The following is a 21,020-nucleotide window of genomic DNA, read 5'->3' on the forward strand; positions in this document are numbered from 1 at the left end:
GAAGAGTCGCTGGGTTACGTGGCGCCGAAGCGGTCCACGAACGCCGCTGCAAAGGCTGGGCCGCCACTGAGGGACAGCGTCAAGGTCACCCACGCCTGGGGCTGGGATTGTGGTCGTGGATGAATTTGCCGTTCGTGGATGTCGAACCCCAGCGCCAGCAAGGGCAACCCGTCGCGCTCGCACTGCAGGTCGTAGTCCCACAGTCCTCCCATCTCGACCGGGCCGCGCAGAGCGCCGAACTCGGTGTGCGCCCAGTCCAGCAGCGCTGTAATCTCCGCCAGCAGCTCGGGCAGGCGTGCCGTGGGCACGCTGGCCACGGCATCCCAGGTGGCCGTGCCTTCCTCATCCTCGCTGTAGTCAAAATCCAGAAAATGCAAAGTCATGCGACAACCCAGCCCTGTGATGCGGGCGCTGTTTCCTCAGGAGAAATCATGCTGAAGGGCCCCGAGCCTATTGCATCCCCGCCCGCGTTGCGGGCCGACGGGATCTGCTTCGGCTTTGCGCAACGGCCCTTGTTCCAGCATTGGAGCGCGGATTTTCCCGCAGGCCTGGTGCTGGTGCAGGGTGGGGATGGGGCGGGCAAGACCAGCCTGTTGCGCCTGATGGCCGGAGAGTGGACGCCGCAGGCCGGGCGGATGCTGCTGCATGGCACGAGCGCGACGCAGCATCCGGCGCAATACCGGGCACAGGTCTTTTGGCGCGACCCGCGTGCGCCGTGGCCGCAGGCGATGACGGCGCAGGACTGGGCCGCCGGGCAGCGCACGCTCCATGCGCGCTGGTCCGAGGAGGACTGGCGCGCCCACGCCGCGGGCTGGGGCATTGCCGGGCATTTGCACAAGGCCATGCACCAGCTTTCCGCAGGCAGCCAGCGCAAGGTGCTGATGGCCGGCCTGGACAAGGCGTCCATTGCCTACCTGCTGCAGGCGCTGCAGCGGGAGGCAAGTGCACCCCGCACCTCTGGGCGCGTGTTGGTGGTGGCGCATTACGATGCGTTGGGCGATCTGCCCTGGCGCCACCGGGTGGTACTGCCGGAATAAACTGACGCACCTTTTTCCGCGCCCGCTGGCGCCAGGAGTTGTCGTGGAAGCCCTGCTGTTTGCCCCCGCCGCCGTTGCCATTGCGCTCACGCCCGGCCCCAACAATTTCTGCGGGCTCAACAACGGCATCCGCGCCGGTGTCGCAGCCGCGCTGATCGCGACCGTGGGGCGGGTGGCCGCATTCGCCATTTTCCTCAGTGTCTCGGCCGTGGGATTGGGGGCCATGCTGCTGGCTTCGGAGGCCGCATTCACGGCCGTCAAATGGGCCGGCGCCGTTTATCTGTTCTGGATTGGCTGGCGCGCATGGCGCAGCCGGGAGTTCGGTGGCGCGGCGCTGGTCGAGGGAGATGAGGCACCCGCACCCGCGCGCGCCTCGGTGCGCGCCCTGATGGCACAGGAGTTCCTGCTGGGTATCACCAACCCCAAGGCCATCATCCTCTTTGCGGCCGTCTTCCCGCAGTTCATCGATCCGGCACAGCCCGCGGCGCGGCAGTTCCTGGTACTGGGCAGCATCTACCTGATGGCGGAATTCGTGGCCACAGCGGTGTATGCCACGTGCGGGCGGCAGATCCGCCGCGTGATTCGCACGCAGCGCGGCGTGGTGCGGCTGAACCGTGCCACAGGTGGCTTCTTCATGGGAGCTGGCGGCTTGTTGCTGACGGCCAACCGCTAAAAAAAAGCCGGCCCAGGGGCCGGCTTGCGCGGTGTGCCGCAGGCGCGGGGCCTGCGCAGAGATATCAGACCACGCCTTGCGCCAGCATAGCCTCGGCCACCTTCACGAAGCCAGCCACGTTGGCACCGTTGATGTAGCTCACGCTGCCATCGGCGCGCTTGCCGTATTGCAGGCAGGCGGCGTGAATGCCCTGCATGATCTGGAGCAGGCGCGCATCCACTTCGTCGCGGGTCCACGACAGGCGCATGGCGTTCTGGCTCATTTCCAGGCCCGAGGTGGCCACGCCACCGGCGTTGCTGGCCTTGCCCGGTGCGTACAGCACGCCCGCCTGCTCGAACAGTTTGGCTGCCTCGTTGGTCGAGGGCATGTTGGCGCCTTCGGCCACGCACAGCACGCCGTTCTTGATGAGGGTGCGGGCGTCGTCTTCATGAAGCTCGTTTTGCGTGGCGCAGGGCAGAGCCACGTCCACCTTGACATGCCAGGGGCGCACGCCGGCTTCGAACTTCACACCGGTGCGGGCGGCGTAGTCGCTCACGCGGCCGTAATGGTGGTTCTTCACGTCCATCAGGATGGCCAGCTTCTCGGGGGTGAAGCCGTCTTCGTCGATGATGGTGCCGCTGGAGTCCGACACGGTGATGACCTTGGCGCCGAGTTGCATGGCCTTTTCCACGGCGTACTGGGCCACGTTGCCCGAGCCGGACACGGACACGCGCAGGCCGTCGAAGCTGCGGCCGCGGGTCTTGAGCATCTCGTCGGCGAAGTACACCGTGCCGTAGCCGGTGGCCTCGGGGCGGATCAGCGAGCCGCCGAAGGCCAGGCCCTTGCCCGTGAACACGCTGGCGGCGTTGTTGGCCAGCTTCTTGTACATGCCCGCCATGAAACCGACCTCACGGCCGCCCACCCCGATATCACCCGCGGGCACGTCGGTGTCGGGACCCACGTGGCGGAACAGCTCCGTCACGAAGGCCTGGCAAAAGCGCATGACTTCGGCCGGGCTCTTGCCCTTAGGGTCGAAGTCCGAGCCACCCTTGCCGCCGCCCATGGGCAGCGTGGTCAGCGCGTTCTTGAAGGTCTGCTCGAAGGCCAGGAACTTCAGCACCGACAGGTTGACCGAGGGGTGAAAGCGCAGGCCGCCCTTGTAAGGGCCGATCGCCATGCTGTGCTGGATGCGATAGCCGCGGTTGATATGCACATTGCCGTGATCGTCGAACCAGGACACGCGGAACATCACCACCCGCTCGGGCTCCACCAGGCGCTCCAGCAGGCCTTGCTCGGCATAGCGCGGGTTCTTTTCGATGAACGGCCACAGGCTTTCCATGACCTCGGTCACGGCTTGCAGGTATTCGGGCTGGCCGGGGTTGCGCTGTGCAACCTGTTCAAGGAAATGGCCCACGGATTGGTGCTTCATAAGGACTTTCTGCTCAAGGGAAATTTAGCGATGCGGCAATGCAGCATCGAATTATGTCAAAAAGACATGTGGTTATGCACCATTTTGGATTTGATGCCCCGCAATGGGACAGGTTTTCGGGGTTGTCGCGCGTTGCTGGTGCGTTTTCTTGCGCGCTTTTGGTGCGAAGTCGGCGGCGAATGCCCTGTTGCGCGGGATTGCGCAACGGTTTGACAGGGCACGGCTGCGCCGTCCTGGGCACCGCCAAAGCAGCGCTGGCAGTGCAAGGCCGTCGAGGGAGAAAGGTAGGGGAGAAAGGAATGCCGCTGGGTGGTAGCGGCGTGAGAGGGTGTGTGGATGCGCTCAGCGCCCGCGCAGGAACAGCGCGTCCAGCTCTTTCATGCTGAGCTGGCGCCAGGTGGGGCGGCCGTGGTTGCACTGGTCGGAGCGATCGGTGACTTCCATCTGGCGCAGCAGGGCGTTCATCTCGTCCAGCGTCAGCCGGCGATTGGCCCGCACGGCGCCATGGCAGGCCATGGTGGCAAGGATCTCGCTCTGCGCGCGCTGCACCACGGTGCTGGCGTCATGGGTGGCCAGCTCCGCCAGCACGCTGCGCGCCAGCTCCACGGGGTTGCCCTGGGCCAGCGTGGTGGGCACGGCGCGCACGGCCAGGGTGCGCGGCGAGAACGGCACGACCTCCAGTCCCAGCAGGGCCAACGTGTCGGCATGCGCCTCGGCGGTCGCCACCTCTTCGGGGGTGGCGGCAAAGGTGGCGGGGATGAGCAGTGGCTGGCTGGCGATGCGTGCACCTTGGTCCACCTGGGCCTTGAGCCGCTCGTACACGATGCGTTCGTGCGCCGCATGCATGTCCACCACCACCAAGCCTTGTGCGCTTTCGGCCAGGATATACACGCCATGGACCTGCGCCACGGCGCGGCCCAGCGGCCAGGTGTGTGCATCCTCGACGTGCGCAGTCGCCATGTCGACGGCAGCCAGTGGAGCCGCGCTGGCGGGCGAGAAGGACGGCGCCGTGGGCGCGCCTGGAGCGACCGGTGCCATGGCGGCGGCTGCCGGCATACCGGGCGGTGGCGCAGCCGTGGACGTGCCCCAGAGTGCTTGTAGGTCAGAGACCTTGTGGCCTGCGCGCTCTTCAAATTTGATAGCTGCTTGCGCTTGCCAATAGGGGGGATGAGCCGGGTTTCTATCTGAATCGCCCACGGATAGAGCGGCAGGCGCTACAGAAGTTGAAGCGGCGGCAGCCGCCAGCGCCTGCGCGCGCGGCGCCGCCAGAGCGTTCTCCACCGCGTGGCGCACGGCCTGGTGCACCTCGCGGCTGTCGCGAAAACGCACCTCGATCTTGGTCGGGTGCACGTTCACGTCCACACGCTGCGGGTCGATCTGTACGTACAGCGCGTACACCGGCTGCTTGTGGCCGTGCAGCACGTCCTCGTAGGCGCTGCGCGCGGCATGCGTGAGCACCTTGTCGCGCACGAAGCGGCCGTTCACGTAGCAGAACTGCTGGTCTGCACGCGAACGGGCGGCGTCGGGCAGCCCGGCGCGGCCCGTCACCGTGACCGCGCCCAGGCGCAGGTGCACAGGTACGGAGTCGCAAATGAAGTCCTCGCCCAGCACGTCGCTCAGGCGCTGCTGCAGGGCCTGCTGGCGTTCGCCCTCGTCCGCTCTGGCAGCGGGGGCCAGGGTGGCGCGCCATTGCTCCACCAGCTTGCCTTCGTGCCAGATGGCAAAGCCCACATCGGGCCGCGCCAGCGCATGGCGGCGCACGGCCTCGATGCAGTGGGCGAGCTCGGTCGCGTCGGTCTTGAGGAACTTGCGCCGCGCGGGGGTGGAGAAGAACAACTCCTTGACCTCCACGGTCGTGCCACGGCTGCGTGCCGCGGGGCGCAGTTCGCCGCTGCGCGCATCCAGCAGAAAGGCGCTGGCCTGCTGCGCGGTGCGCGACAGCAGCGCCATCTCGGACACCGACGCGATGGCGGCCAGCGCCTCGCCGCGAAAACCCATGGTGGCGACCGATTCCAGGTCGTGCAGGTTGGTGATCTTGCTCGTGGCGTGGCGGCGCAGGGCCACCGGCAGCTCATCCTGCGGGATGCCGCTGCCGTCGTCCTCCACGGCGATCAGGCGCACGCCGCCGGCCAGCAGGCGCACGGTGATCTGGGTGGCGCCCGCATCCAGGGCGTTGTCCACCAGCTCGCGCACGGCAGAGGCGGGGCGCTCCACCACTTCGCCCGCCGCGATCTGGCTGATGAGCTCGTCGGGCAGGTCGCGAATGGGGCGCCGGGGCGCGGGGGCGAGGGCGGTGTCGGAAGGCTGTGCGGTCACGCGGGGATTTTAGGTGGCGATGCGACCGCGGGTGCTGTAAGGGTCAGTGGCGGTGGCGGTAGCCGCGGTCGTTGTTGCGGCCGACCTCGTTACCGATCAGCGCGCCGGCAGCGGCGCCGCCCACGGTACCCAGCGTGGAGCCGAACACCGCGCTGCCCACCAGGCCGCCGGCCACGGCGCCGACGCCCGTGCCGATCTGTGCGTTGCTGGGCCGGTGGGCGCAGCCGCCCAGTGCAAGGGCGCCCGTGAGCAGTGCGGCAGTGGCGATCAGGCGGCTGTGGCGGAGGACGGTCATGGCGGTTCCTTTCGGGGAAATGGTCTTGTAATGAGGTGCGGCGCGGTGCGCACGCCGTGGGTGCACTATGGCGCGGCCGTGTGAAGTGTGCCCCGCGGTTTGTTTGCCAATTGCCAACAAGTGTGAGCAATTGCCAATGGTGGTGAGGTGCAACCAGGGGCATTGGGGGCGCGGGTACATTACGGCGCACTTCGCCAACAGGAGGTTTGTGTTTTGGAAGTCTTTGCGTTCCTGATCGATTTCATCCTGCATGTGGACAAGCATCTCGCAGCCTTCGTGGCCAGCTATGGCCCCTGGGTGTACGCGCTGCTGTTCATCATCGTGTTCGTGGAGACGGGCGTGGTGGTGATGCCCTTTCTGCCGGGTGACTCGCTGCTGTTCGTGGTGGGGGCGCTCAGCGGTGCAGGGCTGATGAACTTCCCGCTGGCCTGCGCGGTTCTGCTGGCTGCGGCGATCCTGGGCGACCAGTGCAACTACAGCATCGGGCGCTATTTCGGACCCAAGGTATTCCAGTGGGAAAGCTCGCGCTGGTTCAACAAGAAGGCCTTCGACCAGGCCCATGCGTTCTATGAGCGCTACGGCGGCATCACCATCGTGCTGGCGCGCTTCATGCCCTTCATCCGCACGTTCGCTCCCTTCGTGGGCGGCGTGGCGGCCATGGGGCGGTGCAAGTTCACGGCCTACAACGTCGGTGGTGCGGTACTGTGGGTCGTGGGCATCTGCACGGCGGGGTACTTCTTTGGAAACATGGCCTGGGTGCAGCGGCATCTGGACAAGATCATCTGGGCCATGATCTTCATCCCCGGCCTGATTGCCATCTTTGGCGCATGGCGCGCCGGGCGCAAGGCTCAAGGAACTGCGGTTGCTATTGAATAGATAGCTGGTGGCGCTTACTAGAAGCGCGTTAAGGCCATATTCCATATAAAACGCCACCGCCTCGCGAGAGGGGTGGCGTTCTGCATGGTGAGGCTCTCAGGCGGGCCGTCAACGGCGGCGATCGCGGTCCCGGTCCTCACCCAGTTCGTGGCCGATCAGCGCGCCAGCGGCGGCGCCGCCAATGGTGGCGGCCGTGCCGCCCACGGCGCTACCGAGTGCGCCGCCAGCCACGGCGCCGACACCGGTGCCGATCTGGGCGTTGGTGGGATTGGACGAGCAGCCCACCAGGCCCAGGGCGGCTGCGCAGGCGGCGGCGGAGAGAAGGTGGCGGTATTGCATGGTGGCTCCTTATGGTCAACAGACCCCGGTGTGGGGTCGTGACTCAACTGTCACCCCGCAGGCCCGGCGCCGGTGTAGGCCCGTCTTGCCGGCGCGTGTAGGACGCGGCGGCCCTAGGCCCTAACCCGGCACGAGACAGATCGTCACCAGCAGCGAGGCGTCCTGCAGCGCCCGCAGCACATGCGGAATGCGCGGCACCAGGTGCAGGAAGTCGCCTTCGCGCAGGGGATGCGACTGCGCGCCGGCCTGGAAAAGCACCTCGCCCTCCAGGCACAGCAGCGTGATTTCGCCCGGTGCGTCGTGCTGGTGCTGCTCTTTACCGGCGGGCAGCACCACGCGGATCACTTCCAGCTGATCGGCCTTGATGAGGGCGCTGGTGGGGGTGTCGTGCAGGCGCGGCCCCAGGGGCCGGAGGCTGACGACTTCGCAGGACTGGGCGTGGGGCAGTGCCATGGCGGTCACGGCCGCGCTGCTCAGACGGTGCGGCTGCGCGCCAGCGGCGGGTTTTTCGCGAAGTATCGGACGATGCCGCGCATCAGTGCGTCGGCCAATTGCTCTTGATACGCGGCGGACCGCAGCTTGGACTCTTCCTCGGGGTTGCTGATGAAGGCCGTCTCCACCAGCACGCTGGGAATGTCGGGCGCCTTGAGCACGGCAAAGCCCGCCTGCTCCACGCGCGGCTTGTGCAGCTTGGCCATGCCGCCGATCTCGCCCAGCAGCACGCTGCCGAGCTTCAGGCTGTCGTTGATCTGCGCCGTGGTGCTCATGTCCAGCAGCGCGCGCTGCACATGGCGGTCCTGCTGGGCGCCCAGGTTCACGCCGCCGATCAGGTCGGCCTCATTCTCCTTGTTGGCCAGCCAGCGCGCGGCCGAGCTGGACGCGCCGCCCTGGCTCAGCGCGAACACGCTGGCGCCGCGTGCCGACGGGGTGGTGAAGGCGTCGGCGTGGATGGACACGAACAGGTCCGCCTGCACGCGGCGCGCCTTGTCCACGCGCGCCGCCAGCGGCACGAAGAAGTCGCCGTCGCGCGTGAGGAAGGCGCGCATGGGGTTGCCGCCCACCTGCGTGGCATTGATGCGGTCGCGCAGCAGGTGCGCCACTTTCAGCACCACGTCCTTTTCGCGCGTGCCGCGCGGGCCGATGGCGCCCGGGTCTTCGCCGCCGTGGCCGGGGTCCAGCGCGATGATGATGAGGCGGTCGGTGGAATACGCCGCGCGGGCCGTCGTGGGCGGGGTGGCGGGTGCGGCAGGGCGCGCCGGGGCGGCGGGTGCCGGCGCCACGGGTGCGGTTGCCACCGCCGTGCCCGGCACGGGCAGGGCAGGGGGCATGGCCTGCGGTGCGGAATGCCGTGCGATCAGGTCACCCAGCGGGTCCGTCAATGGGGGAGCCGCCATGGCGCGCCCTGTACCCGCGCTGCCGGGCAGCGGCGCGGTGGCGTCGCGCAGCCGCTCGGCGATCAGTGCCTCCAGCGGGTCGGGCGGCTGCGCGGGATACAGGTCGAACACCAGCCGGTGCTGGTACGCGGCCACGGGCTGCAGCGTGAAGACCTGCGGCCGCGCCGCCTGCTTCAGGTCCACCACCAGGCGCACCACGCCGGGCGCGTTCTGGCCCACGCGGATGCCGGCGATGTTGGGATCGTCTGCGCGCACCTTGGCGACCAATTCGCGCAGCGAGGGGTTGAGGTCGATACCCTCGATGTCCACGGCCAGGCGCGGCGGCGTGTCCACGAAGGTCTGGCGGGCCGTGAGCGCGCGGTCCGATTCGATGGTCACCCGTGAATAGTCGGGCGCGGGCCAGACACGCACCGCGACGATGGTGGCGCCGCGTGCGATCTGTTGCGTGCCCAGCAGCAGCACCAGGCTACCCGCGCGCAGCAGGGTGCGGCGGCTGTGAAGGGGGGAAGGGCGGCGGGCATCGCTCATGGGGTGTCCAGTCCTTGCAGTATGGCGCTGCCATGGGGCGTGTGGGCTCGCAGCGTCACGTGCCGGGCTGAATCATCCTCCGCTTCAATGTGAATAGCAATATCCGCAGGCGGGATGAGGGTTCCTGCATGGCCAGGCCACTCGGCCAGCTTCAGGCCGGGGCTGGCGAAGATGTCGCGAAAGCCTGCGTCTTCCCACTCGCGCGGGTCGCTGAAACGGTAGAAGTCGAAGTGCCAGATGTTCAGTCCTGGTGCCTGGTGCGGCTCGACCACGGCGTAGGTGGGGCTCTTGACGCGCCCCTGCACGCCCAGGGCGCGCAGCAGGTGGCGCACCAGCGTGGTCTTGCCTGCGCCCAGGTCGCCGTGCAGGGCGATGAAGGCATTGCGCAGGCCGGGCTGCGCGGCCAGGCGCACGGCGAAGCGTGCCGTGTCCTCCTCGTCCTTCCATTGCAGCGACAGGCAGTGCGGCGTTTCTACAATCGGGTGTTGATGGTGTGCAGCAGTCAACTCGTTCCTCAAATACAAGGCTGGGCCCGCGAGCTGGGATTTTCCCAAATCAAGGTGGCCGGCGTGGACTTGTCCTCCGCCGAGCCCGGATTGATGCAATGGCTGGCCCAAGGGTTCCATGGCGAGATGCATTACATGGCGGCGCATGGCCTGAAGCGTGCCCGCCCGGCGGAACTGGTGCCCGGCACCGTGAGCGTGATCACCGCGCGCATGGACTACCTGCCGCGCGCGATGGCGCTGGATGCCCCCGAAGGCTGGCAGGCCATTGAACTTGGCCGGCTGGCGCGACCCACCGAGGCGGTGGTTTCCGTCTACGCCCGGGGACGCGACTACCACAAGGTGCTGCGCGCGCGGCTGCAAAAGCTCAGCGACCGTGTCGCCGAGGCAGTAGGGCCCTTTGGCCACCGCGTGTTCACCGACTCGGCGCCGGTGCTGGAGGCCGAGCTTGCGCGCCGCAGCGGCCAGGGCTGGCGCGGCAAGCACACACTGGTGCTGAGCCGCGAGGCCGGCTCGATGTTCTTTCTGGGCGAGATCTATGTGGATATGCCCCTTGAACCCACCGAGCCCGTAACGCACCACTGCGGCAGTTGCCAGGCATGTATCGACGTCTGCCCCACGCAGGCCATCATCGCGCCGTACCGCCTGGATGCGCGCCGCTGCATCTCCTACCTCACCATCGAGCACGCCGGGCCCATTCCGCTGGAGTTGCGCCCGCTCATGGGCAACCGCATCTATGGCTGCGACGATTGCCAGCTCATCTGCCCGTGGAACAAGTTCGCGCAGACCAGCAGCCTGCCCGATTTCGATGTGCGCGCGGGGCTGCTAGGGCAGCAACTCGTGCATCTGTTTACGTGGGACGAGGAGACCTTCCTGCGCATGACCGAGGGCGGCCCGATCCGTCGCATCGGCCATGAGCGCTGGCTGCGCAACATCGCCGTGGCGCTGGGCAACGCGTTGCGCGCGACCCGCGACCCTGTCGTTCGCGCGGCGCTGGCCGCACGCGCTGATGACCCGAGCCCGCTGGTGCGCGAGCATGTGGCCTGGGCGCTGGCACAGGAAAACTGAATAAAAATGGCCTGCAACGCTTGCAGAACAAGCGCAAGTAGCTATTAATTAAATAGCATCAACGCAACAAGCCCAGAGCGAAGGGCAGGCTCACCACCCCCAGCACCGTGGAGAGCGTGACCAGGCCTGCGACATACGCGCCGTTGTAGCCCATGCGTGCGGCGAGTACATAGCAGGTGGATGCGGTGGACACGGCGCAGAACGCCATCAGCACCGAGGTCTGCGTGGCGTCCAGCCCCAGCAGATGCGCGAACCCCCAGGCGATCAGCGGCTGCGCGAGGTGGCGAATGGTCAACACCGACACGGACAGCAGCTTGCTGCGCGTGAGCAGGCCGAACTGCATGCCCGCGCCCGCCGCCATGAGCCCCAGCGCCAGCGACGCGGCGCTGATGCGACCCACCGTGGGCTCCAGCCACGGCGGGATGCGAAAGCCCAGCAGGTTGGCCGCCAGCCCCGTCGCCGTGGCGATGATCAGCGGGTTGCGCAGCAGTTCGCGCACGAAGCCCTGCTGGCCGCCGCGCGCCATGGGCCACACGGCGGCCACGTTCAGCAGCGGTACGCACACGCCAATCAGCACCGCCACCATGAGCAGGCCCTGCGCACCCGCCAGGCGCTCGGCCAGGGCCAGCACGATGAAGGAGTTGAAACGGAAGGCCACCTGCGCCGCCGCCGCGTGGTCGCGCCGGTCGATGTGCCTGCCCAGCCAGGGCAGGTGCGGCAGGCTGTAGGCCAGCACCACGCCGCACAGGCCCGTGCCCACGCCGGCCACCACCAGGCCGGTGGCCTCGCCCACGTTGATGGGGCTCTTGACGATGGACTGGAACAGCAGCACCGGGAACAGCAGGTAATACACCAGGCTTTCCACCGGCTGCCAGACGGAGCGGTTGAGGGGCGTGTAGCGGCACAGCAGGTAGCCGAACAGGATCAGCGAGAAATCCGGGAGAAGAAGCTGCACGTAACTCACGGCGCGCAGCATACCGTGGCGCTGTAGGCCGGCGGCGCGAATGATTGGGGAAACTCCCAACAAATCAGCGCGGCGCCCGCGGTGGTCAAAGCGGCATGGCACCGTAGAATCGCCGCCTACCCCCTGTTTTTTCCACCAAACACAATTTGATGAGGAGATTTCGCATGCAACGTCGCAACCTGCTGGCTTTGGCGCTGGCGGCCACCGCGGGCACCGCCTTCGCCCAGGGCTACCCCAACAAGCCCGTCAAGCTGCTGGTGCCCTTCGCACCCGGCGGCACCACGGACATCATCGGCCGCGTGATCGCCGACCCACTGTCGCGCGCGCTCGGCCAGTCGGTGGTGGTGGAGAACCGGGGCGGCGGCGGCGGCGTGATTGGCGCGCAGGAAACGGCGCGCGCAGCGCCGGATGGGTACAACCTGGGCGTGGCCACCGTGTCCACCACGGCGGCCAATCCGGCCATCAACTCCAAGATCCCGTACAACCCGATCACGGACTTCACGCCCATCATCAACATCGCGGCCACGCCCAACATCATCGCGGTGCACCCCAGCTTCCCGGCCAAGGACTACAAGTCCTTCCTGGCGGAGATCCAGAAGAACCCCGGCAAGTACTCGTACGCGTCCTCGGGCACAGGCGGCATCGGCCACCTGCTGATGGAGCTGTACAAGAGCCTCACCAACAGCTTCGTCACGCATATTCCCTACCGCGGCGCGGGTCCGGCCCTCAACGACACCGTGGCGGGTCAGGTGCCCATCATCTTCGACAACCTGCCCTCGGCGTTGCCCTTCATCAAGAGCGGCAAGCTTGTGCCCATCGTGGTGTCCGCGCCGCAGCGCGTGGCGGCACTGCCCAATGTGCCCACCTTCAAGGAAGTGGGTCTGGAGCCGGTGAACCGCATGGCCTACTACGGCATTCTGGGTCCCAAGAACCTGCCCAAGGAGGTGGTGGACAAGATCAACGGCGGCGTGAAGAAGGCGCTCGAAGATGCCGCCGTGCGCAAGCGCATCGAGGACACCGACTCGATCATCGTCGCCAACACGCCCGAGCAGTTCGCCGAGCAGATCAAGGCCGAGTTCGGCGTGTACAAGCAGGTGGTGCAAAAGCAGAAGCTCACGCTGGAATAAGCGCGCCCCCAGCCCTCTGAAAAACGCCCGCCTGCCGCGGGCGTTTTTTTGATGCTATGGTTTTCGCCATGTTGCCCGACAGCCAGAACGCCATAGACCCCTTCATCGACGCCCTGTGGCTGGAGGACGGCCTGTCGCGCAACACGCTGGCCGCCTACCGCCGGGACCTCACGCTGTATGCCCAATGGCTGGCGCAGCAGAACCCTCCGCTGGCGCTGGATGCCACGGCCGAGCACCACCTGCAGGGCTACTTCGCTGCCCGCCACGCGCAGACGCGCGCCACGTCGGCCAACCGCCGCCTCACCGTGCTGCGGCGCTACTTCCACTGGGCATTGCGCGAGCGACGCATCGCAGCCGACCCCACAGTGCGCCTGCAGGCCGCGCGCCAGCCGCTGCGCGTGCCCAAGACGCTGACGCAGGCGCAGGTGGAGGCCCTGCTGCATGCGCCGGACGATGCCACGCCGCTGGGCCTGCGCGACCGCACCATGTTGGAGCTGATGTACGCGAGCGGCCTGCGCGTGAGCGAGCTGGTCACGCTGAAAACCTTCCACCTGGGGCTGGCCGAAGGCGTGCTGCGCGTCATGGGCAAGGGCGGCAAGGAGCGGCTGGTGCCCTTTGGCGAAGAGGCGCACCGCTGGCTGCAGCGCTACCTGGCCGAGGGGCGTGGCGCCATCCTGGGCCGGCAGCAAACGGATGACCTGTTCGTCACGCAGCGCGGCGCGGCCATGTCGCGCGTGATGTTCTGGGTCATCGTCAAGAAATGCGCGCAGGCTGCAGGCATCACCGCGCCGCTGTCGCCCCACACGCTGCGCCATGCCTTTGCCACGCACCTGTTGAACCACGGTGCGGACCTGCGCGTGGTGCAACTGCTGCTGGGCCACGCCGACATTTCCACCACCACCATCTACACCCACGTGGCGCGCGAGCGGCTGAAGGCGCTGCATGCGCAGCACCATCCGCGCGGTTGAAGGGGCATGGCGCGGAGTGCCGGCGGACAGCGGCAAACGGGTGAAAAATCGCGCTCTTTCTTGAAACTCTGGAGTTGCAATGACAGATTCCGTGCGCCGTCGCGTGCTGGCCTCCCTCGCGCTGGCTGCCGCGCTGCCCCTGGGCGCGCAGGCCCAGACTTGGCCCGCCAAGCCCATCCGCATCATCGTGGCCTATCCCGCGGGCGGCGTCAGCGACGTGGTCGCCCGCGCGTTGGGCGACAAACTGTCCGAACGCCTGGGCACGCCCGTGGTGGTGGAGAACAAGGCCGGCGCGGGCGGCACCATCGGCATGGACGCGGTGGCCAAGGCGGCGCCCGATGGCTACACGCTGGGCTTCTCGGCGATCAGCCCGCTGGTGCTCAACCCGCACCTGGGCACGCCGCCGTACGACGCAACGCGCGACATCGTGCCCGTGGCCAGCGTGATGTACTCGCCCGTGCTGTTGTTGGGCACGCAGGCCGCCAAGGAGCGTGACTTCCGCAGCCTGCTGGCGACCGCCAAGGCGCAGCCGGGCCAGGTGCGATGGGCCACATCGGGGCTGGCGTCGCTGGGCCACATCATGCTGGAACACATCATGCAGGGCAGCGGCGTTCAGATCACGCACGTGCCCTACAAGGGCGGCGGGCAACAACTGAACGATGCGCTTTCGGGTCAGTTCGAGGTGCTGTCCACCAACGCCGGCCCGGCCGTGATGCAGCAGATCAAGGCGGGCAAGCTGCACCCGCTGGCCGTGGGTGCGCCCGCGCGGCTGACCACCCTGCCGAACGTGCCCACGCTGGGCGAACTGGGCCTGCCCGCGGCCAACCTGAATTCGGTGTTCGGCATGTTCGCGCCAGCGGGCGTGCCGGCCGCGGTGCTGGAGCGCTTGAATGCCGAGATCAACCGTGCGCTGGCGCTGCCCGACATCCAGGCGCGCCTGGAGGCTTCGGACAACGTGCCCACGGGCGGCAGCGCCGAGGCATTTCGCCGGCAGATCGCGGCGGAGTCGCAGAGCAACGCGCGCATCATCCGCGCCGCCAACATCCGCCTGAACTGACGGCTGCCCCGTGCGCGCGCCGGCCGGCCCGCGCACAGGGGGCATCGGGTTTATTCGTCGGCCGTCAGGCTCTCGGCCCAGGCCAGTGCCTGCAGGTGGGCCCAGTTGACCTGGCGGTTGGACAGGTGCAGCGCTTCGGCCGTGCGCGCGAAAGCCTCGTCGTCACCGCTTTCGCAGGCCTTGGTGAGCTCCAGGAAGGGGGCGAACACGCCCTTGTTGTGCAGCAGTGCGTCAAGCACCGGCTGGGGCAGGGCCACCGTTTCCAGGGCGCGCTCCAGCGGCACGCCCAGCATCGCATCCAGCAGCGAGAAGACCCCCACCACGAAGGCGTTGTCGCATTCCTCGGGGGGCAGCAGCTCGGCGGCCAGCAGTTCCATGAGGCGGCCGCGCACCACGGCCGTCTGGCCCACGGCGGGCGGCGAGCCGCTGGCGCGCGAGGTCGTCATCAACAGCGCCGCCCAGCGGAACAGCTTCTTCAGGCCCAGGATCATCACCGCGTGACGGAACGAGGTCACCTCGCACGACAGGCCGAAGCCGGAGGAATTGATGAAACGCAGCAGGTTGAAGGACAGCGTGGGGTCCTTCTTGAGCAGTTCCTCGATCTCTCCGGTGCTGGCCTGCTGGCGCACCAGGTTGATGAGCTGGATGATGGTCGCCTGCGAGGGACGGATGGTTTGCGCCTTGACCAGCGAGGGCTGTGCGAACCAGTAGCCCTGGAACAGCTTCACGCCCAGCGAAGCCATGCGCTGGTACTGTTCGGCCGTCTCCACCTTCTCGGCCACCAGGGTGGCCTGCGAGTGGGCCTGGGCGAACTTCACGAGCGGCTCGGCGAGCTCCGGCTTGAAGGCCTGCATGTCCAGCTTGATGAACGAGGCCAGAGGCACCCAGCTGCTGTAGGCGCGCCGCAGCACGTCCTGGTTGAAGGCCAGCCGAAAGCCGCGCGTGCGCACCGCTTGCAGCGTGGGGATGTACTGCTCGATCTGCTCGGCCGTGGCCTGGGCGCCGAGCGTGGGTACTTCCAGCACCACTTTCTCGGGGTGGATCAGCTCCAGGTGTCCGCCGGCCAGGCTGTCGTGCGTGCAATTGATGAAGACGGTTTTCTTGCCCACCAGCGCCTCGGAGCCCGCATACGACAGCGCGTTGAACAGCAGCGCCGCATCGCTGGCGGCGGTGTGCGCGTCCGCGGCGGTGGACCGGTCGAACAGTTCGTAGCCAAAGACGGCGCGCTGTTCGTCCAGGATGGCCTGTCGTGCGATGACGACCTGGTTCTGCGCCTCGGTGGCCTCGGGTGACGGCTGGGCGGAATCGGCGGGGAGCTGTGCGGCGGTGTCTGGAAGGCTCGACATGGATGGCGTGGGAAGTTCGTTGGATTCTAGGAGGTCGGCGCGGCCGTGGCTCAGGCGGGCGCCATCTGGTCCGCCCAGGCCAGGGCTTGCAAGTGGGCCCAGTTGATCTGCTGGTTCGTCAGGTGGAGCGATTGGGCGATCTGGTCGAAGGTGTGGTCGTCGCTGGTCTCGCAGGCTTCGGCCAGTGTCAGCAGCTGGCCGTACACGTTGCTGCGTTGTAGCAGGGCAGTGGACAGCTCTTCGGGCAGGTTGAGCAGCCCCACGGCGGAGGCCAGCGGCATGCCGAGCATCTGGTCCAGCATGGAGAAGATGCCGATCACGAACGCCTGGTCGGCTTCTTCGGCGGGCAGAAATTCCTGGGCCAGCAGTTCCATGAGGCGGCCGCGCACCACGGCCGTCTGCCCCACGGCCGGGGGCGTACCGCCGCTGCGCACCGCCGTGAGCAGCAGGGCGGCCCAGCGGAACAGCTTCTTGAGTCCCAGCAGCAGCACCGCCTGGCGAAAGGAGGTGATCTCGCGCGTCATGCCCAGCCCCGCGGAGTTGATCAGGCGCATCAGGTTGAAGGCCAGCCCAGCATCCTTTTTGAGGACCTCTTCGATCTCGTCGGTGCTGGCCTGGCTGCGCACCAGGTTGAGCAGCTGCACGATGCTCGCCTGGCCGGGAGTGAGCAGTTTGGCCTCCACCAGCGTGGGACGCGAGAACCAGTAGCCCTGGAACATTTCCACGCCCATGGACGACACCATGTCGTACTGTTGCGCGGTTTCGAGCTTTTCCGCGATCAGTTCGGCCTGGGAATGGCGCCCCGCGTAGTTGATCAGCACCGCGAGCTGGTCGCGCGCAAGCACCGACATGTCGAGTTTGATGTAGTCGGCCAGCGGCAGCCAGGGCGCGTAGGTGGACTCCAGCACCGTGTGGTTGAAGGCGAGGTGAAAGCCGCGGCTGCGCAGCGCCTGCAGGATGGGAAGCCGCGCATGCACCTCGGCCGCGGCCACGTGGCCCAGCGGAGGGATCTCCAGCACCACCTTGTCGGGGCTCACCAGTTCCAGGTGCCCGCCCGTCAGGCTTTCGTGGGTGCAGTTCACGAAAATCAGCATCTTGCCCACCAGCTCTTCGGTGCCCGCATGCGACAGCGCGGTGAAGACCAGGATCACGTCGCTGGCGGCCGTGTGGCCGACGGTGGAGCGCGAGCGGTTGAAGAGTTCGTAGCCGACGACCGCCTGCTGGCCGTTCATGATGGCCTGCCGGGCGATCATGGAGCCGGTGCTGCCAGCCTGGGAGGCGCCGGCCGCCGAGGGAGAAGCGGGAGGTGTGGAGTTCGTCATGGAATGCCTGGGCGTGTGCGGGATACCGGGCGATGCGGATGCCCGCCGCAGGCGCGAGGGCTGGCGGCAGCGGCGTGGCGTATCGCTGCTGGCATTGTAGGGAAGAACCCCCGATGGCTCGGGGATGGCAGTGCGGATGGAGGCGATTCAGCCGTGCTGCAGCCAGCGCATCTCCGCCTCGCTGAAACCGGCGGCGCGGCGTGCCACCTCGTTCAGCGGCGGCTTCGGGCGGGGGGCTTCGTAACGCTGGACCAGCGCGGCGTAGTGCGCCACGGGGTCCAGTCCGTCGCGCGTGCACAGCCAGCCGTACCAGTGGTTGCCGATGGCCACGTGGCCCACTTCCTCGCGCAGGATGGTGTCCAGGATCGCCACGGCGGCCAGCGCGTCCGGTGTACCGACCTGGCGCAGCTTGTGCTGGATCAGCGGCGTGGCATCCAGTCCGCGCGCCTCCAGGGTGCGCGGCACCAGGGCCATGCGCGCCACGATGTCGTCGGCCGTCTTCTCGCACATGCTCCACAGGCCCTGGTGCGCGGGAAAGTCGCCATAGTCATGGTGCAGTTGCCGGCGCAGGTGGTCACGCAGCAGGCGAAAGTGCTTCGCCTCCTCGGCCGCCACGCGCAGCCAGTCGCGGTAGAACGTCTCGGGCATGCCCGCAAAGCGCCAGATGGCGTCCAGCGCGAGGTTGATGGCGTTGAACTCGATATGGGCGATGGCGTGGATCAGCACCGCGCGCCCCTCGGGCGTGGCGGGCGAGCGGCGTGCCACGGCGGTGTGGTGCAGCAGCTGCGGCCGCGCGGGGCGGCCGGGCAGGGTGTCGGCGGGCGGGGCGGTGAGACGCGTTTCCGTCGCTATTGAAATGCGAGCTGCTTGCGCATACATATCCAGCGCTGCGGCCGATTTTTCTTCAGGGTCGCAGAGGCGCAAGACCTCCAGGGCACGTTGGCGAAGCTCCATCCCTACAATTCTAGTGTGGTGTCTCAAAAATAGATAGAACTATTTTGACCGGTGTTGGTCGAATCAGCTTCCTTATAGGAGACTACGCCGATGGCCCACCCTGGACGCCCCGCCACGAAGCTGCAGATCACCGATGCCGAGCGCGCAGAGCTGCATGCGCGACTGCGCGTACGCAAAGCGCCCGAGGACGAGAAGCTGCGCATGCGAATCGTGCTGGGCTGCGCAGATGGGGAGTCGGGCACCATGATTGCCCAACGCTTGGGCACGACGGTGCAAACTGTCTCCAAGTGGCGGCGGCGCTACCGGGCGTATCGTCTGGCGGGTTTGACCGATGCCCCGCGCGCTGGCCGCCCGCGCAGTGTGGGCGACGAGCAGGTTCAGCTCATTGTGGACAAGGTTCGCCAGAGCAAGCCTGACAACGCCACGCACTGGAGCGTGCGCCAGATGAGTCGGCACGCTGGCGTATCGCCCGCGACGGTGCAGCGCATCTGGCATGCCTTTGGGCTGAAGCCGCACCTGCAAGAAACCTTCAAGCTATCGACGGATCCCCATTTCGTGGACAAGGTACGGGATGTGGTGGGGCTGTATATGGCACCACCCGATCGCGCCTTGGTGCTGTGCGTGGACGAGAAGAGCCAGATCCAGGCTCTGGATCGCACCCAACCAGGGTTACCACTGACGTTTGGCAAACCCAGCACGCGCACGCACGATTACAAGCGCCATGGCACAACGTCGCTGTTTGCAGCGCTGGATGTGGCCACTGGCAAAGTCATAGGACAGCTCAAGCGCCGTCACCGCAGTGTGGAATTCCTGCAGTTCCTCAAAGCCATCGATGCAGCGGTGCCAGGCGAACAAGACATCCACCTGATCATGGACAACTACGGCACGCACAAGACGCAGGCAGTGCGGGCCTGGCTAGCAGCCCATCCTCGCTACCACGTTCACTTCACGCCCACCTCAGCGTCCTGGCTCAATCTGGTCGAGCGTTTCTTTAGCCAGATCAGCGAGCAGTGGATCAAGCGCAGCGCCCACACCAGCGTTGCTCAGCTGGAGCAATCCATACGGGAATACATTGATCGTCACAACGAGGATCCCAAGCCGTTCGTGTGGCATAAAAGTGCGGACACCATCTTGGCATCTGTGGCGCGGGCAGCGAGTACCATTATTTGATGATTACTTTTGAGACACCACACTAGGTTCCCCCTACACAAACAACGGAGACAGACAAGCGATGGCGATCTATGAACTCGACGGCGTGGCGCCGCAGGTGGCCGCATCGGCCTGGGTGGCCGACAGTGGCCAGGTGATGGGCGACGTGGTGCTGGGCGAGGACGCCAGCGTATGGTTCGGCGCCGTGGTGCGTGGCGACACGGCGCGCATCACCATCGGCGCGGGCACCAACGTGCAGGACGCGAGCGTGCTGCACGCCGACATCGGCCAGCCGCTGGTGATCGGTGAGCGCGTCACCGTGGGCCACCAGGTCATGCTGCATGGCTGCACCGTCGGGGATGAATCACTGATCGGCATTGGCGCCATCGTGCTCAACGGCGCGAAGATCGGCCGCAACTGCCTGGTGGGCGCCGGCTCGCTGGTCACCGAGGGCAAGGAGTTTCCCGACGGATCGATGATCCTGGGCAGTCCGGCCAAGGTGGTGCGCCAGCTCACGCCCGAGCAGATCGAAGGACTGCGCCAGAGTGCGCGGCATTACATGGAAAACGCGCGCCGCTTCAAGGCGGGTCTGCGCAAGCTGGGGTAATAGCCCGGCCGTTGATTGACTGGAAATACTGCGTGTCCGAACTGCACAAGTTTTTGTTTGATGGCCTGCCCGTGCGCGGCATGATCGTGCGCCTGACCGACGCCTGGACAGAGCTGCTGCGCCGCCGCGCGGCCAACACCGAAACGGGGCCATACCCCGCGCCCGTGAGCGAGCTGCTGGGTGAGATGGCCGCCGCCGGCGTGCTGATGCAGTCGAACATCAAGTTCAACGGCGCGCTGGTGCTGCAGGTCTTTGGTGACGGCCCGGTCAAGCTGGCCGTGGCAGAGGTGCAGTCCGACCTGAGCCTGCGCGCCACCGCGTCGGTGTTGGGCGAACTGCCCGCGAACGCGGGCCTGCCGGACATGGTGAACGTGGGCGGCGGCGGGCGCTGCGCCATCACGCTGGACCCCAAGGACCGTCTGCCCGGCCAGCAGCCCTACCAGGGTGTGGTGCCGCTGTATGGCGACCACCAGGAAAAGCTGCACAAGCTCAGCGACGTGCTGCAGCACTACATGCTGCAGTCCGAGCAGCTCGATACCACCCTGGTGCTGGCTGCCAACGACCAGGTGGCCGCGGGCGTGCTGATCCAGCGCATGCCCCTGAAGGGCGAGGCCAACCTGGCCGGCGGCCATGGGCGCGAGGACGAGGACCAGATCGGCCGCAACGAGGACTACAACCGTATCGCCACCCTGGCGAGCAGCCTCACGCGCGAGGAGCTGCTCACGCTGGACGTGGACACCATCCTGCGCCGCCTGTTCTGGGAGGAAAAACTGCTGCGCTTCGCGCCTCAGCAGGGCGATAGCGGCCCGCGCTTCGCGTGCTCCTGCAGCCGCGAGCGTGTGGGCAACATGCTGCGCAGCCTGGGCACGGAAGAGGTCGAGAGCATCCTGGAGGAGCGTGGCAACATCGAGGTGGGCTGCGAATACTGCGGCCAGCAGTACCACTTCGACCCGGTGGATGCCGCGCAGCTGTTCACCGATCCGCACAAGCAGCCGCCCGCGCCGTCGCGCATGCAGTGATCCAGGCGGCCGCTCTGGGCGGCTTTCGCGAGCCAGCCTGCGCGCCGCGGCGCTGCAGGTGGTCGCGCTT

General features: G+C 67.2%; 22 protein-coding genes. 10 read left to right on the forward strand and 12 right to left on the reverse strand.

The features are described from left to right. Positions 1 to 14: 14 nt before the first annotated feature. Positions 15 to 383 (reverse strand): hypothetical protein, encoded by a 369-nt coding sequence (locus HND92_RS05760; RefSeq protein ID WP_172206430.1) that lies wholly within the window; start codon positions 381 to 383, stop codon positions 15 to 17. A gap of 48 nt (positions 384 to 431) precedes the next feature. Here HND92_RS05760 and HND92_RS05765 point away from each other — a divergent pair, with 48 nt between their 5' ends. Both HND92_RS05765 and HND92_RS05770 read left to right on the forward strand, forming a co-directional pair. After that, entirely contained in the window at positions 432 to 1,037 is a 606-nt protein-coding gene (locus HND92_RS05765; protein WP_172206432.1) for an ATP-binding cassette domain-containing protein, read from the forward strand. 43 nt (positions 1,038 to 1,080) lie between these two features. Then, entirely contained in the window at positions 1,081 to 1,710 is a 630-nt protein-coding gene (locus HND92_RS05770) for a LysE family translocator (RefSeq protein ID WP_103737334.1), read from the forward strand. Positions 1,711 to 1,774: 64 nt separating this feature from the next. Here HND92_RS05770 and gdhA read toward each other — a convergent pair whose 3' ends face one another. The 3 genes from gdhA to HND92_RS05785 all read right to left on the reverse strand — a co-directional run bounded on the left by gdhA (position 1,775) and on the right by HND92_RS05785 (position 5,729). Then, a complete protein-coding gene (gene gdhA, locus HND92_RS05775; RefSeq protein ID WP_047350033.1) occupies positions 1,775 to 3,118 on the reverse strand; it encodes an NADP-specific glutamate dehydrogenase in 1,344 nt (447 codons plus the stop codon). 342 nt (positions 3,119 to 3,460) lie between these two features. After that, a complete protein-coding gene (gene mutL, locus HND92_RS05780) occupies positions 3,461 to 5,434 on the reverse strand; it encodes a DNA mismatch repair endonuclease MutL (RefSeq protein WP_172206434.1) in 1,974 nt (657 codons plus the stop codon). Between the two features lie 43 nt (positions 5,435 to 5,477). Beyond that, positions 5,478 to 5,729: a glycine zipper domain-containing protein gene (locus HND92_RS05785; RefSeq protein ID WP_011804420.1), complete on the reverse strand. Its 252-nt coding sequence runs from the start codon at positions 5,727 to 5,729 to the stop codon at positions 5,478 to 5,480. Between the two features lie 213 nt (positions 5,730 to 5,942). Between HND92_RS05785 and HND92_RS05790 the strand changes: the two genes are divergently transcribed. After that, positions 5,943 to 6,605 (forward strand): DedA family protein, encoded by a 663-nt coding sequence (locus tag HND92_RS05790; protein WP_172206436.1) that lies wholly within the window; start codon positions 5,943 to 5,945, stop codon positions 6,603 to 6,605. Positions 6,606 to 6,713: 108 nt separating this feature from the next. On the opposite strand, the gene HND92_RS05795 is transcribed toward HND92_RS05790, so the two are convergent. From HND92_RS05795 to tsaE, 4 genes are all read right to left on the reverse strand, one after another. Beyond that, positions 6,714 to 6,944, reverse strand: coding sequence for a glycine zipper domain-containing protein (locus tag HND92_RS05795; protein WP_015912630.1), 231 nt, complete (start codon positions 6,942 to 6,944; stop codon positions 6,714 to 6,716). Positions 6,945 to 7,064: 120 nt separating this feature from the next. Then, positions 7,065 to 7,397 (reverse strand): cupin domain-containing protein, encoded by a 333-nt coding sequence (locus tag HND92_RS05800; RefSeq protein ID WP_172206438.1) that lies wholly within the window; start codon positions 7,395 to 7,397, stop codon positions 7,065 to 7,067. A 20-nt stretch (positions 7,398 to 7,417) separates the two neighbouring features. Next, positions 7,418 to 8,866, reverse strand: coding sequence for an N-acetylmuramoyl-L-alanine amidase (locus tag HND92_RS05805; RefSeq protein ID WP_047350035.1), 1,449 nt, complete (start codon positions 8,864 to 8,866; stop codon positions 7,418 to 7,420). Continuing rightward, a complete protein-coding gene (gene tsaE, locus HND92_RS05810) occupies positions 8,863 to 9,372 on the reverse strand; it encodes a tRNA (adenosine(37)-N6)-threonylcarbamoyltransferase complex ATPase subunit type 1 TsaE (protein ID WP_103737363.1) in 510 nt (169 codons plus the stop codon). The genes HND92_RS05805 and tsaE overlap by 4 nt, the downstream gene beginning before the upstream one ends. 12 nt (positions 9,373 to 9,384) lie before the next feature. Between tsaE and queG the strand changes: the two genes are divergently transcribed. Continuing rightward, the gene (gene queG / locus HND92_RS05815) at positions 9,385 to 10,437 is read left to right on the forward strand and encodes a tRNA epoxyqueuosine(34) reductase QueG (RefSeq protein WP_172209174.1); all 1,053 of its coding nucleotides are present in this window, start codon (positions 9,385 to 9,387) and stop codon (positions 10,435 to 10,437) included. Positions 10,438 to 10,495: 58 nt separating this feature from the next. Here the strand turns inward: queG and HND92_RS05820 are convergent, their stop codons facing one another. Next, positions 10,496 to 11,413, reverse strand: coding sequence for an AEC family transporter (locus HND92_RS05820; protein WP_172206440.1), 918 nt, complete (start codon positions 11,411 to 11,413; stop codon positions 10,496 to 10,498). Positions 11,414 to 11,565: 152 nt separating this feature from the next. On the opposite strand from HND92_RS05820, the gene HND92_RS05825 reads away from it, so the two are divergent. The 3 genes from HND92_RS05825 to HND92_RS05835 all read left to right on the forward strand — a co-directional run bounded on the left by HND92_RS05825 (position 11,566) and on the right by HND92_RS05835 (position 14,553). Next, complete coding sequence (locus HND92_RS05825; RefSeq protein WP_172206442.1) at positions 11,566 to 12,528, forward strand: tripartite tricarboxylate transporter substrate binding protein BugE; 963 nt, start codon at positions 11,566 to 11,568, stop codon at positions 12,526 to 12,528. Between the two features lie 68 nt (positions 12,529 to 12,596). After that, on the forward strand, positions 12,597 to 13,496 hold the full coding sequence (gene xerD / locus HND92_RS05830) for a site-specific tyrosine recombinase XerD (protein WP_172206444.1): 900 nt from the start codon (positions 12,597 to 12,599) through the stop codon (positions 13,494 to 13,496). A gap of 79 nt (positions 13,497 to 13,575) precedes the next feature. Beyond that, on the forward strand, positions 13,576 to 14,553 hold the full coding sequence (locus HND92_RS05835) for a tripartite tricarboxylate transporter substrate binding protein (RefSeq protein WP_088887472.1): 978 nt from the start codon (positions 13,576 to 13,578) through the stop codon (positions 14,551 to 14,553). Positions 14,554 to 14,603: 50 nt separating this feature from the next. Here HND92_RS05835 and HND92_RS05840 read toward each other — a convergent pair whose 3' ends face one another. The 3 genes from HND92_RS05840 to HND92_RS05850 all read right to left on the reverse strand — a co-directional run bounded on the left by HND92_RS05840 (position 14,604) and on the right by HND92_RS05850 (position 18,175). Further along, positions 14,604 to 15,899 (reverse strand): EAL and HDOD domain-containing protein, encoded by a 1,296-nt coding sequence (locus tag HND92_RS05840; RefSeq protein WP_172206446.1) that lies wholly within the window; start codon positions 15,897 to 15,899, stop codon positions 14,604 to 14,606. 50 nt (positions 15,900 to 15,949) lie between these two features. Beyond that, positions 15,950 to 17,221 (reverse strand): EAL and HDOD domain-containing protein, encoded by a 1,272-nt coding sequence (locus HND92_RS05845; protein WP_011804431.1) that lies wholly within the window; start codon positions 17,219 to 17,221, stop codon positions 15,950 to 15,952. A 147-nt stretch (positions 17,222 to 17,368) separates the two neighbouring features. Then, a complete protein-coding gene (locus HND92_RS05850; RefSeq protein ID WP_172206448.1) occupies positions 17,369 to 18,175 on the reverse strand; it encodes a ferritin-like domain-containing protein in 807 nt (268 codons plus the stop codon). A 90-nt stretch (positions 18,176 to 18,265) separates the two neighbouring features. Here HND92_RS05850 and HND92_RS05855 point away from each other — a divergent pair, with 90 nt between their 5' ends. From HND92_RS05855 to HND92_RS05865, 3 genes are all read left to right on the forward strand, one after another. Continuing rightward, a complete protein-coding gene (locus tag HND92_RS05855) occupies positions 18,266 to 19,345 on the forward strand; it encodes an IS630 family transposase (RefSeq protein WP_005801445.1) in 1,080 nt (359 codons plus the stop codon). A gap of 61 nt (positions 19,346 to 19,406) precedes the next feature. Further along, on the forward strand, positions 19,407 to 19,931 hold the full coding sequence (locus HND92_RS05860; RefSeq protein WP_123675117.1) for a gamma carbonic anhydrase family protein: 525 nt from the start codon (positions 19,407 to 19,409) through the stop codon (positions 19,929 to 19,931). Positions 19,932 to 19,963: 32 nt separating this feature from the next. Then, positions 19,964 to 20,950, forward strand: coding sequence for an Hsp33 family molecular chaperone HslO (locus HND92_RS05865; protein WP_172206450.1), 987 nt, complete (start codon positions 19,964 to 19,966; stop codon positions 20,948 to 20,950). The last annotated feature ends 70 nt before the right edge of the window (positions 20,951 to 21,020 follow it).

Origin of the sequence: Diaphorobacter sp. JS3050, from assembly GCF_013154915.1 — a bacterium.
In the GTDB taxonomy this organism is placed as follows: domain Bacteria; phylum Pseudomonadota; class Gammaproteobacteria; order Burkholderiales; family Burkholderiaceae_C; genus Diaphorobacter; species Diaphorobacter nitroreducens.